The organism is Paracoccus lutimaris, from assembly GCF_003337565.1.
In the GTDB taxonomy this organism is placed as follows: domain Bacteria; phylum Pseudomonadota; class Alphaproteobacteria; order Rhodobacterales; family Rhodobacteraceae; genus Paracoccus; species Paracoccus lutimaris.
Window position 1 is genome coordinate 48,159 of record NZ_QPJL01000015.1, and the last position, 14,117, is coordinate 62,275.

The 14,117-nt window shown below is 65.3% G+C and carries 12 protein-coding genes, 1 tRNA gene and 1 pseudogene; 2 read left to right on the forward strand and 12 right to left on the reverse strand.

All coding sequences use genetic code 11. The features are described from left to right. Positions 1 to 55: 55 nt before the first annotated feature. Genes ccmB through yajC form a run of 6 tightly spaced genes read right to left on the reverse strand, consistent with a single transcriptional unit; the run spans position 56 to position 4,717 of the window. A complete protein-coding gene (gene ccmB, locus DFP89_RS13675) occupies positions 56 to 712 on the reverse strand; it encodes a heme exporter protein CcmB (RefSeq protein WP_114349953.1) in 657 nt (218 codons plus the stop codon). Beyond that, positions 709 to 1,350, reverse strand: a complete 642-nt coding sequence (gene ccmA, locus DFP89_RS13680) for a heme ABC exporter ATP-binding protein CcmA (RefSeq protein ID WP_114349954.1) — start codon at positions 1,348 to 1,350, stop codon at positions 709 to 711. The genes ccmB and ccmA overlap by 4 nt, the downstream gene beginning before the upstream one ends. Continuing rightward, positions 1,347 to 1,703: an Mth938-like domain-containing protein gene (locus DFP89_RS13685; RefSeq protein WP_114349955.1), complete on the reverse strand. Its 357-nt coding sequence runs from the start codon at positions 1,701 to 1,703 to the stop codon at positions 1,347 to 1,349. Before DFP89_RS13685 ends, ccmA begins: the two co-directional genes overlap by 4 nt. Beyond that, the gene (gene secF, locus DFP89_RS13690; RefSeq protein ID WP_114349956.1) at positions 1,703 to 2,689 is read right to left on the reverse strand and encodes a protein translocase subunit SecF; all 987 of its coding nucleotides are present in this window, start codon (positions 2,687 to 2,689) and stop codon (positions 1,703 to 1,705) included. Before secF ends, DFP89_RS13685 begins: the two co-directional genes overlap by 1 nt. 12 nt (positions 2,690 to 2,701) lie before the next feature. Further along, on the reverse strand, positions 2,702 to 4,366 hold the full coding sequence (secD, locus tag DFP89_RS13695) for a protein translocase subunit SecD (protein WP_114349957.1): 1,665 nt from the start codon (positions 4,364 to 4,366) through the stop codon (positions 2,702 to 2,704). Positions 4,367 to 4,384: 18 nt separating this feature from the next. Next, positions 4,385 to 4,717 carry a preprotein translocase subunit YajC gene (gene yajC, locus DFP89_RS13700; protein WP_114349958.1) on the reverse strand — a complete coding sequence of 111 codons (333 nt, stop codon included), beginning with the start codon at positions 4,715 to 4,717 and terminating at the stop codon, positions 4,385 to 4,387. A gap of 222 nt (positions 4,718 to 4,939) precedes the next feature. Between yajC and mazG the strand changes: the two genes are divergently transcribed. Both mazG and DFP89_RS13710 read left to right on the forward strand, forming a co-directional pair. Then, a complete protein-coding gene (mazG, locus tag DFP89_RS13705) occupies positions 4,940 to 5,764 on the forward strand; it encodes a nucleoside triphosphate pyrophosphohydrolase (RefSeq protein ID WP_245948751.1) in 825 nt (274 codons plus the stop codon). Between the two features lie 79 nt (positions 5,765 to 5,843). After that, a complete protein-coding gene (locus tag DFP89_RS13710; protein WP_425452668.1) occupies positions 5,844 to 6,674 on the forward strand; it encodes a phosphotransferase in 831 nt (276 codons plus the stop codon). Here the strand turns inward: DFP89_RS13710 and dusA are convergent. The 6 genes and pseudogenes from dusA to lon all read right to left on the reverse strand — a co-directional run bounded on the left by dusA (position 6,658) and on the right by lon (position 13,968). After that, positions 6,658 to 7,662, reverse strand: a complete 1,005-nt coding sequence (dusA, locus tag DFP89_RS13715; protein ID WP_114349959.1) for a tRNA dihydrouridine(20/20a) synthase DusA — start codon at positions 7,660 to 7,662, stop codon at positions 6,658 to 6,660. The genes DFP89_RS13710 and dusA overlap by 17 nt on opposite strands. 154 nt (positions 7,663 to 7,816) lie before the next feature. Beyond that, complete coding sequence (locus tag DFP89_RS13720; RefSeq protein WP_114349960.1) at positions 7,817 to 10,186, reverse strand: Hint domain-containing protein; 2,370 nt, start codon at positions 10,184 to 10,186, stop codon at positions 7,817 to 7,819. Positions 10,187 to 10,210: 24 nt separating this feature from the next. Next, positions 10,211 to 10,588 (reverse strand): annotated as a pseudogene (locus DFP89_RS21185) (calcium-binding protein); the annotation flags it as partial. Positions 10,589 to 11,039: 451 nt separating this feature from the next. Further along, positions 11,040 to 11,114, reverse strand: a tRNA-Val gene (locus DFP89_RS13730). 57 nt (positions 11,115 to 11,171) lie between these two features. Next, positions 11,172 to 11,477: an HU family DNA-binding protein gene (locus DFP89_RS13735; RefSeq protein WP_114349961.1), complete on the reverse strand. Its 306-nt coding sequence runs from the start codon at positions 11,475 to 11,477 to the stop codon at positions 11,172 to 11,174. A 73-nt stretch (positions 11,478 to 11,550) separates the two neighbouring features. After that, the gene (lon, locus tag DFP89_RS13740; RefSeq protein WP_114349962.1) at positions 11,551 to 13,968 is read right to left on the reverse strand and encodes an endopeptidase La; all 2,418 of its coding nucleotides are present in this window, start codon (positions 13,966 to 13,968) and stop codon (positions 11,551 to 11,553) included. Positions 13,969 to 14,117 lie beyond the last annotated feature (149 nt).

The following is a 14,117-nucleotide window of genomic DNA, read 5'->3' on the forward strand; positions in this document are numbered from 1 at the left end:
ATCCCTTGGCCCCGCGCCGCTCAAGTGCGCGATGGTCGCAGGTCCCGGTTTCCTTTCACCGCAGGTTGACACGCAGCGCGGCAGCCGAGGCAAAGGGCACCAGCGCCAGCACCCCCAGCGTGATCGCGGCCAGAAACACCAGCGAGGTCACCGGGTCCGCCCCCGATGCCCCGCGCCGCACTGCCTCGGCCCCGAAGATCAGCGTCGGCACGTAAAGCGGCAACACCAAGAGCGACATCAAAAGACCACCGCGCCGCAGCCCCACCGTCACCGCCGCGCCGAATGCGCCCAGCATCGACAAGGCGGGCGTCCCCAGCGCCAGCGAGGCCAGAAGCCACGGATAGGCCGGCGACGGCAGATGCAAGAGCACCCCCAGAACCGGCGCAAAGATCACCAGAGGCAGGCCGGTGGTCAACCAATGCGCCAGCGCCTTGATCGCGACCGCCCCTTCCAGCGGCAGGGGCGCGGTGGCCAGCAGGTCCAGCGAGCCATCCTCGAAATCCAGCGCAAAAATGCGATCCAGCGACAAAAGGCAGGCCAGCAGTGCCCCCACCCACAGGATGCCCGGCGCGATGCGCGAAAGCTGGCCGCCCTCGGGGCCGACGCCAAAGGGGACCAGCGTGCAGACGATCAGGAAAAACGCCAGCGCCAGACCAAAGCCGCCACCGGCGCGGGTGGCAAGACGCAGATCGCGCATCAGCAGGGCCTTCATGCGAAAGCCTCGTTGAAACCGGCGGGGCGCATGCCGCTGTCGCGCCGCGCGGGCCCGGCGCGATAGGGCGTCAGGTCAAGGATTTCGGCCTCGGGCAGGCCAAGGTCGATATGGGTGGCGATCAGCGCCGCACCGCCCTGCCCCAGATGATCGCGCAACACACTCGCGAACAGCGCGACCGAGGCGGTGTCCAGCGAGACGGTCGGCTCATCCAAGAGCCAGACCGGGCGGCCGGTGACCATCAGCCGCGCCAGACCCAGCCGGCGCTTTTGCCCGGCCGAGAGCGCATGGGCGGGGCGCAGGGCCAGCTCGCGCAGGTTCATCCGCTCAAGCGCCGCATCAATCCCCGGACCGCCAAAGACATCCGACCAGAAGCGCAGATTCTCGGTCACCGACAGCGCCGATTTCAGCCCGTCGGCATGGCCGGCATAGGCCAGACTTTCCGCCGGGGCCTCGACCTCGCCGGAGACGGCGGGTTGCAGCCCGGCGAGCGTGCGCAGGACCGTGGTCTTGCCGATGCCGTTCGGGCCGCGCAGCACCAGCGCCTGCCCGGCGCTCAGCGAAAAGGACAGCCCCTCGACGGCGCGCAGACCGCCGCGCGCGACGGCCAGATCGCGCACCGCGAGCCGGGTGGTCATAGCGGGATCAAAGCGCAGGCCACGCGCCGCCCCTCGGAGAGGGTGACGTTATAGCTGCGCGCAGCCGAAGGCGTGCTCATCGGCTCGACCATGATGCCGGCCTGTTCCAGTTCGGCGATCAGCGCGCGCGGCGGCGGGGCGATTTCCGCCCCCATGCCCAGGAACAGCACATCAATCATGCCCGCCAGAGCCAGCAGTGCAGCGCCGTCGGCCAAGCCGCCCCAGTCCCGCGCCCCGCTTTGGGTCACGATCAGCGGACCGTTATGGACGATGCCCGCAACGCGAAAGAAGCCGGGGCCGTAGCCGTCCACCGGCACGGCCCCGGAAAATTCGCTGGGCACCATCTGGGGCATCAGGGACCTTCCCGGAAGGCGGCGGGGATCTCGTCGATCTTGTCCTTGGGATCGGGCTTGGACCAGTCGCGTTTCACGCCCAGCCACAGCACGATGTTCTTGGCCACATAGACCGTGGAATAAGCGCCCACGAAGACGCCCCACAGCATGGCAAAGACAAAGCCCCGGATCACGTCGCCGCCAAAGATCATCATCGCGCCCAGAGCCAACGCCGTGGTCACCGCCGTCATTACCGTGCGCGACAGGGTTTCATTGACGGTGCGGTTCATAACATCGATCAGCGGCTCGGTCTTGGACTTGATCAGGTTCTCGCGCAGCCGGTCAAAGACCACGACCGTGTCGTTCACCGAATAGCCCAGCGTCGTCAGCAAGGCCGCGATGGTGCTGAGATCGAATTTCAGTTGCAGGACCGCGAAGATGCCGATGGTCAGCAGCACGTCATGCGCGATCGAGACCACCGCCCCCAGCGCGAACTGCCATTCGAAGCGCAGCCAGATATAGAACATGATGGCGATGGTCGCGGCGCCGACCGCATAGACCGCGGTCATGATCAGCTCGCCCGAGACCTTGGGGCCGACCGATTCCACCGCCGTGAAGGCGACCTGCGGATCGACGACCTTCAGCGCCGCCTCGATGCCGTTCAGTTCCTCGGGGGTGACCGAGCCGGTCTCGTCCTGGGTGCCGATGCGGATCATCGCCACATGCTTGTCGGTGCCGAAGCTGGGGTCGAAGACCTCGGTGATCGAGACATCGGCCAGCCCCAGATCATCCAGCGCCTGCCGATAGTCGCCAACCTGGAAATCCGTGGTGCTTTCGGTGCGGATGGTGGTTCCGCCCTTGAAGTCGATGCCGAAGTTCAGCCCCATCACCAGCACGGCGACCAGCGACAGCACCATGGCCGCGGCCGAGATGCCAAAGGTCAGCCACTGGTAGCGGAAGAAGTTGAACTGGGTGTTGTCAGGAACAAGTTTCAGACGGAATGCCATTTTCCTGCCCCCTTACAGAATCAGTTGCTTGGGTTTGCGCCATTCCAGCCAAAGCACGATCATCATCCGCGTCAGGAAGATGGCCGTGAAGACCGAAGTCGCAATGCCGATGGTCAGCGTGACGGCAAACCCCTTGACCGGGCCGGAGCCCAGAAAGAACATCACCATGGCCGAGATGAACGAGGTCACGTTGGCGTCGATGATCGCCGACATCGCCTCGCTGAAGCCGTCGTCGATGGCCTTGACCACCCGCTTTCCGGCCCGCAGCTCCTCGCGGATGCGCTCGTAGATGATGACGTTGGCATCCACCGCCGTCCCCACGGTCAGCACGATCCCGGCGATGCCCGGCAGGGTCAGCGTGGCCCCGATCATCGACATGACCGACAGGATCAGGATGACGTTGGCGATCACCGCGACCGAGGCGAACACCCCGAAAAGCCCGTAGCTCGCGATCATATAGGCGACCACGGCGGCGGTCGCGATGATCGAGGACAACCGCCCCGCATCAATCGAATCCTGCCCCAGTTCCGGGCCGATGGTGCGTTCTTCAAGGAAGGTCATCTCGGCCGGGAGCGCGCCCGCGCGCAAGAGAACCGCCAGGCGGGTCGATTCCTCGATATTCATCGAACCGGAAATCTGCCCCGAGCCGGTGGTGATCGCCTGCCGGATCACCGGCGCCGAGATCACCTGATCGTCCAGCACGATGGCAAAGGGCTGGCTGATATTGGCCGAGGTATAGGCCCCGAAACGCTTGGCGCCCGAGGGGCCGAAACGGAAGTCCACCGAAGGTTCGCCATTCTGGTCGAAGCTCGGGCGGGCATCGGTCAGGTCCTCGCCGGTGACGACCGGGCTTGCCTCGATGACGTAATAGACGTCCTTCTCATCCATCGAGGGCAACAGCACATTGCCGGTGCCGGGACGGGCATGGGCATCGGTGGTGCGGCCGACGACCGGGTTGAAGGTCAGCTTCGCGGTGGTGCCGATCAGCTCCTTGAGTTCCTCGGCCGAGCCGATGCCGGGCACCTGGATCAGGATGCGATCCTCGCCCTGGCGCATGATCGTCGGCTCGCGGGTGCCGACCTCGTCGATGCGGCGGCGGATGATCTCAAGGCTTTGCTGGACGGTGCGTTCGTCGGCGGCGGCTTTCTCGGCATCCGACAAGGCGACCTGCAACCGGTTGCCGCTGGCCGAAATCGCAAGATCGCTTTGCCCGGCCCCGGTCAGCGAGGCGACCGGCGTGGACAGCCCCCGCGCGATTTCAACCGCGCGGGCCATCTGGTCGGGATTGCCGATCTCGACCGCCAGCTCGCCCTCGGGGGCGGTGACGCGGCGGATGGCGCCGACCGTGTCGCGCTGTGCCGCCAGCGCGTCGCGCAGCTCGGGCCAAAGCCCGTCCATGCGCGCCTTGTAGACATCCTCGACATGGACCTCGCCCAAGAGATGCGCCCCGCCGCGCAGGTCCAGCCCCAGATTGACCAGCCCCGAGGGCAGCCAGTCGGGCCAGCCGGCCCGGGCCTCGGCCTGTTCGGTGCTTTCGAAACCGTTGCGTTCAGCGGCGGTGATGGCGTCGTTATGCAGCTCGACCCGTTTGTAGAACAGGTTGGGCATGGCGAACAGCAATCCCAGGACGACAAGTCCCAGAATCAGCAGACGCTTCCAGAAGGGGATGTCCAGCATGGCGGAGTGCGCGGCCTTTTAGCTGTTGGCGGCGACGGGCTGGGTGCGGTTGACCAGTCCGGTGATGGTCGAGCGGATGACGCGGACCTTGACGCCCGGCGCGATCTCGACCTCAAGTTCATTGTCACGCACGGCAGTGACCTTGCCGACCAGACCGCCCTGAGTCACGACCTCATCGCCTTTTTTCAGCGCTTCGACCAGCGCGCGATGCTCCTTCATCCGCTTTTGCTGCGGACGGATCATCAGGAAATACATGATCACGAAGATCAGAACCAGCGGCAGGAACGAGGCAAGGCCAGCGGCGCCCCCGGCGGGGGCAGCGGCTTGGGCATAGGCGGGGGTCACGAACATGGATTGATCCCTTGGGCTAGCGTTATCCGGGCGATCCCCCGGTGGATTTGGCGCGCACCCTATCCGCGAGGCGGGGGGATGGCAAGAAACGCTGCCTCACCTTCACGGCAAAGGGCCAGTGGATCTTAAGGATGGCGGATCGTGGACATGGCGGGGCGCTTGTGGCAGGTCAGCAGCAGATGGAGCGGATCGGAGGCAGGCATGGCTCAGGACAAGGCGGCAATGGCGCATCCGGCGCTTGAGGCCACAGCGGGGGCGGATCAGACCGGCATCCCGCGCCTACTGGCGATCATGGCGGCGCTGCGCGACCCGAAAACCGGCTGTCCCTGGGATATCGAACAGGATTTCGCCACCATCGCCCCCTATACCATCGAAGAGGCCCATGAGGTCGCCGATGCCATCGCCCGCTCTGCCTGGGACGAGCTGCCGGGCGAATTGGGCGACCTGCTTTTGCAGGTGGTTTTCCATGCCCAGATGGCCGACGAGGCGGGGATGTTCGATTTCGCCGATGTGGTCGAAAACATCTCGACCAAGATGATCGACCGCCATCCGCATATCTTTGGCGACGAATCCCGCGACAAATCCGCCGAGCAGCAGATCAAGGACTGGGAGGCGATCAAGGCCAGGGAACGCGCCGCCAAGTCCGAGCAGGGCGTGCTGGACGGGGTGGCGCTTGGCCTGCCGGCGCTGACCCGGGCGCTCAAGCTGCAAAACCGTGCCGCGCGCGTCGGCTTCGACTGGCCGGGCCCCGCCGATGTGCTGAAAAAGATCGTCGAGGAAAGCCACGAGCTGGTCGAGGCGCGCGACAGTTCCGATCACGCGCATTTGACCGAGGAATTCGGCGATCTTCTGTTCGTCATGGCCAATCTGGCCCGGCATCTGGACATCGATCCCGAAGAGGCGCTGCGCATGGCCAATGCCAAGTTTACCGGCCGTTTCCGTTCGATCGAGGCGGCGCTGGCCGCCACCGGCCGCCGCCCCGAGGACAGCGACCTGGCCGAAATGGACGCCCTGTGGGACGAGGCCAAAGCTGCCGAACGCGCCTGATCCCCTTGAGGCGCTGACGGCGCTGCCCGAGCTTGCCGGGGTCGAGTTCCTGCATCTGCACCGCGACATCGCCAAGCGGCTGGTCTGCGAGATCCGCCTGAATGGCCGGCGGGCCTTTCTCAAGCAGTTCCACGGTGGCGATCGGGCGGCGATGGCGCTGGCCGCCGCCGCAAGGCTGCATGAGGCGGCGGGCATCCTCGGGCCGGGGCCGGACGGCGTCGCCCTGCCCCTGCTGGTCCTGCCCGAACATGGCGTCATCGTCACCGAGGCCGCGCCGGGTCGGGCGCTGTCGGCCCTGCTTTTGCGGGCCAGATCGTCGCGGCGCGCGGCGCTTGTCGGCCGCGCCGGCCAGTGGCTGGAACATCTGTGCCGCGACAGCCGCGAGCTTGGCACATTTGGCGCGCTTTACTGGCTGGGGACGCTCGATCAGCGCCTTGCCGGCGGTCTGCCGGAATGGGCCGATCAGGCGCTGGTGGCGGCGCATATGGCGCGGATGCGCACCGAGGCCGAGCCGCTGCGCGGCATCAGCGTCGCGCGCGCCACAGCCCATGGCGACCTGACCCCGGACAATCTGTTTCTGGACGAATCCGTCACCCCCTCGCGGTTGACCGGCATCGACATGCAGCACCGCGCAAGCGCCCCGATCACCCGCGACATGGCCCGGCTGCTGGTCTGGCTGGAAAGCCGGCGCAGGCGGCCCGCCCGCGAAACCCTGAACGGCATCGCCGCCACGGAACATGCAGCATTGGCGGCAACGCCGGGCCTGATTGGCGCCGATCAACTGCCGATCCTGCGCTTCATGATCGGCGTCATGGCGCTGGAGGTCTATCTGGACACCGCCCGCCAGCCCCTTCGCCGGCAGGCGCTGGCGCGCTGTCTGCGGGACTGGGCGCTCAGGCCGGGGCCATGACCTCGGCCAGCGCGGCGTCATAGACAGCCAGCGCGCTCGCGCTGTCGGTGGCGCGCGAGGCGCCCTCGGACAATCGCCGCCGCCAGCCGCGCGCGCCGGGGCGGCCGTGAAACAGGCCCAGCATATGGCGGGTGATCTGGTGCAGCCGCCCGCCTTGCGCCAGATGCGCCGCGATCCGGGGACGCATGGCCCCGGCCGCCTCGACCGGATCGGCAAAGGGTGGGGTCTCACCCCAAAGCCGGTCGGCCTCGCCCAGAATGTCCCAGGGCTGGTGATAGGCGGCGCGCCCGACCATGACGCCATCCATAGCGCCCAGATGCTCACGCACCTGCGCGAGCGAGGCGATGCCGCCATTCACCGACAGATGCAGGTCGGGAAATTCGGCCTTCATGCGATGGACCAGCGGATAATCCAGCGGCGGGATCTCGCGGTTCTCGCGGGGCGACAGGCCCTGCAGCCAGGCCTTGCGGGCATGGATGGCAATGCGGCGGATGCCGGCATCGCGCATGCGGCGCAGGAAATCGGGCAGGACGGCTTCGGGATCCTGCTCATCGACGCCGATGCGGCATTTCACCGTGATCTCGACCGGGCTTGCCGCGATCATCGCCGAGACGCATTCCGCGACCAGCTCGGGCCGGGTCATCAGCACGGCGCCAAAGCAGCCCGACTGCACGCGGTCGCTGGGGCAGCCGACATTCAGGTTGATCTCGTCATAGCCCCAATCGGCACCGATCCGGGTCGCCTCGGCCAGCTGGGCCGGCTCGGAGCCGCCCAGTTGCAGGGCCAGCGGATGCTGGGTCGCGTCGAAATCCAGAAGCCGCGCGCGGTCGCCATGGATGACGGCCGGGGCGGTAACCATTTCGGTATAAAGCAGCGCCCGGCGCGACAGCAGTCGGTGAAAGCCGCGACAGGCCGGGTCGGTCCAGTCCATCATCGGCGCGACCGAGAGGCGCGCGGCCGTGACTATATCTGATCTTTCGCCACCCATTTCCCGGCCTTTGCCACAATCCGCGCATGATACGTCACTGCCCGGATTTCCGGAGCTTGCGCGCGGCGTTGCTACAGGGTGGGCGTCCGATTCGGAACCCCCGGGGGCGCGAACGCACACCCGGGGGCTGCCAATCGGTCAATATGCGACCCGCTTATTGCAGCGGGACGCCGTTCTTGTGGTGGCGCGAGGCCAACTGGCGCGCCAGCTTGCCCTTGGGAATGAAGCGCACCGGCGGGGTAGCCGCCTCGGGGGTCATCTCGGCCAGTTCCGGGAAGATCGTCAGGATCTCTTCCACCGCCTCCGGCGACAGCGATTTCAGCGCCTCGGGGCCGGTAAAGAGCGACTCGGCCTCAAGCCCGTCAGCATAGACGATCTCGTGCTGGTCAAACAGGATGTGGAAATATTCGACCTCGCCGAAATCCATGACCTGCTCGATCCCGGGCAGCGCCAGCAGATGCTTGACCGCCACCAGAACCTCGGACTGACCGAACATGCGCTCGGCGATGCGCGAGCGGACCAGAACCCGGTGCTGCGGCGACAGGTACAGATCCAGCGCCGGAATCCCCTGCCCCAGCGCGCCTGCCGAGATGCGGATCGGGCTGATGCGCTGCAGCTTTTCGCTGCGGTCGTTCAGGAAAGCGCGCGAGCCGATCCACGAGACCGGCTTGTAGCCATTGTCCCGGGTCCGGATCATGTCGCCGGCGCGCAGGTCCTCGACCGGGCGAAGGCCGGCCATGGTCTCGATCAGGCTGCCGCGCACAAAGCAGATCGGGAGCGGGGCTTCGATCTCGGTGAAGTTCACGGTATGCAGATTGCCAGCGGCATCGCGCACCTGGAACGAACCGGAATAGGAATCGCCATCCGCATCCAGCGTCTGGGTCAGCGTGCCCAGCACCCGGGTCAGCCCCTCGCCCAGAACGATCTGGTCATAGTCGCGCGAGGCTGCGCCGGCGCCGGTACCACCGTCCACCGTGAAATTGCCCGCGCCACCGTCGACGGTGCTCAGCTGGAAGGTATCCTCGTCGTCACCGCCCAGCACGATATCGCCATGGCCAGCGATCAGCGAGTCATTGCCGGTGCCGCCATCCATCCGGTCGATACCGGCGCCGCCGTCCAGCGTATCGTTGCCGTCGCCGGCAAGCACCGTGTCCTGACCGTCACCGCCAGAGAGGGAATCGTTGCCCGCCTGGCCGCTGATGTGATCCGAGCCGCTGCCGCCCTGAACGGTGTCGTTGTCGGCCCCGGCCCGGATGTGGTCATTGCCATCGCCGCCCAGGATGCTGTCATTGCCGGCGTCGCCATCGATCGTGTCGCTGTCGGCGCCGCCATCGATGGTGTCGTTATTCGCGCCGCCCAGAATCTGATCGCCGCCGATGCCGCCGATGATGCTGTCCGCACCCTCGCCGCCATCGAGATAATCCGCGACGTCGCCGCCATCGATGGTGTCATTGCCGGCGCCGCCATAGACGAGGTCATCGCCGTCACCGCCCAGGATGCTGTCGTTGCCGCCGTCACCGTTGATGTTGTCGTTTCCGCCACCACCCTCGATCAGATCGTCGCCATCGCCGCCGGAGAGGTTGTCGTTGTCACCCTCGCCCCGCAGGGTGTCGTTGCCGACGCCCCCGGTCAGGGTGTCCAACCCCGTGCCACCCAGCAGCGAATCGTCGCCGGCACCGCCATCGACGGTGTCGTTCTCGGTGCCGCCGTCGATGGTGTCATTGCCCTCGCCGCCGATCAGGCTGTCACCGCCGGCGCCGCCCAGAATCGAGTCATTGCCCAGCCCGCCATCGATGTAATCGGCATCGGCACCGCCATTGATGGTGTCATTGCCGGCATCGCCCAGCAGCCGGTCCAGCCCGGCACCGCCGGTGATGACGTCGTCACCGATACCGCCATCGACCGTGTCGTTATCCGCGCCGGAATCGATGGTGTCATTGCCCTGCTGGCCATAGATGACATCCGCACCGGCACCGCTGATGATCGAGTCGTTGTAGTTCGCGTCATATTCATGATCGCTGGTGGCATCGATCGACCCCGACACCACCGTCAGCCGGACGGGGTTTTCCGTCCCCGCCCCCACCGGCGCAGGCAGCCCGGGCGGGATCGAGGACAGGAACACGACCAGACCGCCCTGCTCGCGGGGGTCGCTCTGAGCGGCCACGCCGGGCGACACCGTGCGCTCATAATCATAGTCGCATTGCAGGAACCTATAGGTGTTCCCGTTCTGGTCCTGATAGGTGATGATCTGTTCCAGCAGGACCGGATATTCGACCCCATTGATGACGACGATCTGGTTCGGCTCGTTGAATACGTCGTTGTTGCCCCCCAGACCGTCCGTCCTCAGGAAGTTGTCGTCATCCTTGAAGGTGATGGTAATCGGCGCGCCGGTGATGTTGATATTGCCATAGTGCTGACCGGGGAAGGTGCCCGGATCGGCGAAATTGGTGGGCCAGACATAACCCTGATAGTCGAAGCTGCCGCCGGGAATCGTCGAGGCCGGATTCTTGTCGCCATAGATCACATCGGCGGCATCGCCGGTGGTGATCGTGTCATGGCCGCTGCCGCCATAGATGGTATTGCTGCCCTGGCCGGCATTGATGACGTCATTGTTCGAGCCGCCATCGATCGTGTCGTTCCCGCTGCCTGCGGTGATCGTGTCATGACCGCCACCGCCCGAGACCAGGTTGAGGCCATCGCCGGCATTGATGCTGTCGGCATTGCCGCCGCCATCGACGGTATCGTTCTCGTTCCCGGCATCGATGGTATCGAGGCCTTCGCCGCCAAGAATGGAATCGGTGCCAGTGCCACCGATCAGAATGTCGTTGCCAAGGCCGCCATCGAGGTTGTCGTTGCCGGAGCCGCCATCGATGGTGTCGTTGCCGGCAGCACCGCCGAGCGTATCATTCCCGCCCAGACCCGAAATGGAATCCGCATCCGGCGTTCCACCATAGTGTCATTGCCGGAACCACCAGGAAATACTGCCATTAAAGACTACCTTCAACCAAGCGCATCGCCGTCCGCGATAAATCTAGCCGACTTATACAAATCTCGAAAGCTCAAGTAAATCTGACTAAAAAGACCGGTCACATTTCTGCAACTACCTGTTCTTAAACTTTTATGTATCGGAATTCTTCACGCGCTCCATGACGTCGCGCCGCTGCGTCACGCGCACCATCCCGGATCCGGCAAGGCGATGAAACGCCGCAGATCGGCCGGGGCCCGGGACCGCAAGCCGACCGGCAAGGAGCTGTGCAAGATCCGCCGCAAGGCAGTTGCCGGAGATCGTCGCGACAGCAGGGTTTCGTGGCTCATGCGCCGCGCGCCGGGGGATTTCCCCTGCTATCGCCGCGAAATCGCGATAGCAGGGATAATCATGGTGGGCGATAACGGATTTGAACCGCTGACATCTTCGATGTGAACGAAGCGCTCTACCGCTGAGCTAATCGCCCGGTGCGGGCTAGATAGCCGCAGTAAGGCCCTGCCGCAAGGGTCTGCGCGCGAAAATTTCACGCCGGTTGCGGCGGCTGATCCTCGGGTTTCCGGCGCAGGCGCAGGGTGATGATCTCGGCCCCGCTCTGGTCAAGCCGGCGGCTGACGCGCCCGCGCCCCAGCGGGGGCAATGCCAGCGTCATGCCCGAAGCGATGGCGTCGCCCAGTTCGGCCAGCGTGGCCTCGACGACGGGTTTGATATCGCTGCTGCGCAGTCCGGTGCGTCGGACCACAAGCGCCATCAGCTGCCGCTTTTGCAGCACCCTTGCGCTTTCGGGGTCAGGCGCAGGTTCGGGCCCGCGCTTTCGGTCTGCCTTAGCCATGGACGAACTCCTTGTTGATGTGGAGCACCGACCAAGACAAAACCGCGCGGGACGGGCCCGCGCGGTTTCAGTATCAATGGGCGACGGTGGCGCCGCCGCTGCCTTGGTCGCGTGCCGCAGCCAGTTTGCTGGCCTCGGCCGCCTCCTCTGCGGCCTCGTCCCATTCGATGGGTTCGGGCTTGCGCACCAATGCGTGACCCAGAACCTCACGCACATGGCTCACCGGAATGATCCGCAGCCCTTCCTTCACATTGGCCGGAATCTCGGCCAGGTCCTTCTCGTTATCGGCCGGGATCAGCACGGTCTTGATGCCGCCCCTGAGCGCCGCCAGCAGCTTTTCCTTCAAGCCGCCGATGGCCAGCACATTGCCGCGCAAGGTGACCTCGCCGGTCATGGCGACGTCCTTGCGGACCGGGATCTGCGTCAAAACCGACACGATCGAGGTCACCATGGCGATGCCCGCCGAAGGTCCGTCCTTGGGCGTCGCGCCCTCGGGGACGTGGACATGGATATCCACGCTCTCGAATTTCGGCGGTTTCACCCCGATCTCGGGGCTGATCGAGCGGACAAAGGACGATGCGGCATCGATCGATTCCTTCATCACCTCGCCCAGTTTCCCGGTCGTCTTCATCCGGCCCTTGCCCGGCAGTTTCAGCGCCTCGATCTGCAGAAGATCGCCGCCGACCTGCGTCCAGGCCAGGCCCGTCACCACGCCGACCTGGTCGTCCTTTTCGGCCAGACCGTAGCGATGCCGGCGCACGCCCAGATATTCCTCGGCCTTGGCCGGGTCGACCTCGACGGTCTTGGCCTTGCCCTTGAGGATATCGGTCACCGCCTTGCGGGCCAGTTTCGCGATCTCGCGCTCCAGCGACCGCACGCCCGCCTCGCGGGTGTAATAGCGGATCACATGGGTCAGCGCCTGGTCGCTTACCGTGAACTCACCCTTGCGCAAGCCGTTCGCCGTGATCTGCTTGGGCAGCAGGTGCTGGCGCGCGATCTCGCGCTTTTCGTCCTCGGTATAGCCGGCCAGAGGGATGATCTCCATCCGGTCAAGCAGCGGCCCGGGCATGTTGTAGCTGTTGGCCGTGGTCACGAACATCACGTCCGACAGATCGTATTCCACCTCAAGATAGTGGTCGACGAAGGTCGCGTTCTGTTCCGGGTCCAGCACCTCGAGCATGGCCGAGGCCGGGTCACCGCGGAAATCCTGGCCCATCTTGTCGATTTCATCGAGCAGGATCAGCGGATTCGTGGTCTTGGCCTTTTTCAGCGCCTGAATGATCTTGCCCGGCATCGAGCCGATATAGGTCCGGCGATGGCCGCGGATCTCGGATTCGTCGCGCACGCCGCCAAGGCTGATGCGGATGAATTCGCGCCCCGTCGCCCGCGCCACCGACCGGCCAAGGCTGGTCTTGCCGACGCCCGGAGGCCCGACAAGGCACAGGATCGGCCCCTTCAGCTTGGCCGAGCGGTTCTGCACCGCCAGATATTCGACGATGCGTTCCTTGACCTTTTCCAGCCCGTAATGGTCGGCATCCAGCACGCCTTCGGCCTTGCCCAGATCCTTGCGGATGCGGGATTTCACGCCCCAAGGCAGCGACAGCAGCCAGTCCAGATAGTTGCGGCTGACCGTGGCCTCGGCCGACATCGGCGACATCGACTTCAGCTTCTTCAGCTCGGCATCGGCCTTTTCGCGGGCCTCCTTGCTGAACTTGGTCTTGGCGATACGTTCCTCCAGTTCGGAGATCTCGTTGCCGCCATCCTCACCGTCGCCCAGCTCCTTCTGAATGGCCTTCATCTGCTCATTCAGATAGTATTCGCGCTGGGTCTTCTCCATCTGCGTCTTGACGCGGGACTTGATCTTCTTCTCGACCTGCAGGACCGACATTTCGCCCTGCATCAGGCCATAGACCTTTTCCAGACGATCGGCGGTCACTAGCGTTTCCAGCAGTTCCTGCTTTCTGTCCAGCGCGATGCCCAGATGGCCGCTGACCAGATCGGCCAGACGCGCGGGTTCGCGCGCCTCGGCAACGGCCGAGACGACCTCTTCGGGGATGTTCTTGCGCACCTTGACGTAGCGCTCGAACTCCTCGGCGACGGCACGGGTCAGCGCGGTCAGCGCGTCATTGTCGCCGGCTTCCTCGGGCAGCGCCTCGCAGGTGGCTTCGAAGTAATTCTCATTGGGCACGAAGCCGGTGATCCGGACACGTTCGCGCCCCTCGACCAGCACCTTCACGGTCCCGTCGGGCAGCTTCAGCAGTTGCAGCACATTGGCCAGCACGCCGGTCCGGAAAATTCCGTCGGCAGCAGGCTCATCCACCGCCGCATCCTTCTGCGCCGCGAGAAGGATCGGACGGTCCTGCTCCATCACCGCTTCGAGGGCCCGCACCGATTTGTCGCGCCCGACGAACAGCGGCACGACCATATGGGGAAACACCACGATATCCCGCAACGGCAGGACCGGATGGGAGGTATGAGCGAGTTCGTTCATTTATTTGGTCCTTTCTCGCCAAGAAACCCGGCCCCTGGGATCAGGCAGCGCGCGTTTCCTGCTGACCGACAAAATAGGAAGCTCACGCGCCGGGTTCAATGGCCGAATGGTTCGCATTTCGTTCGCCCCGCTTGTGCAAGCCCTTGCAA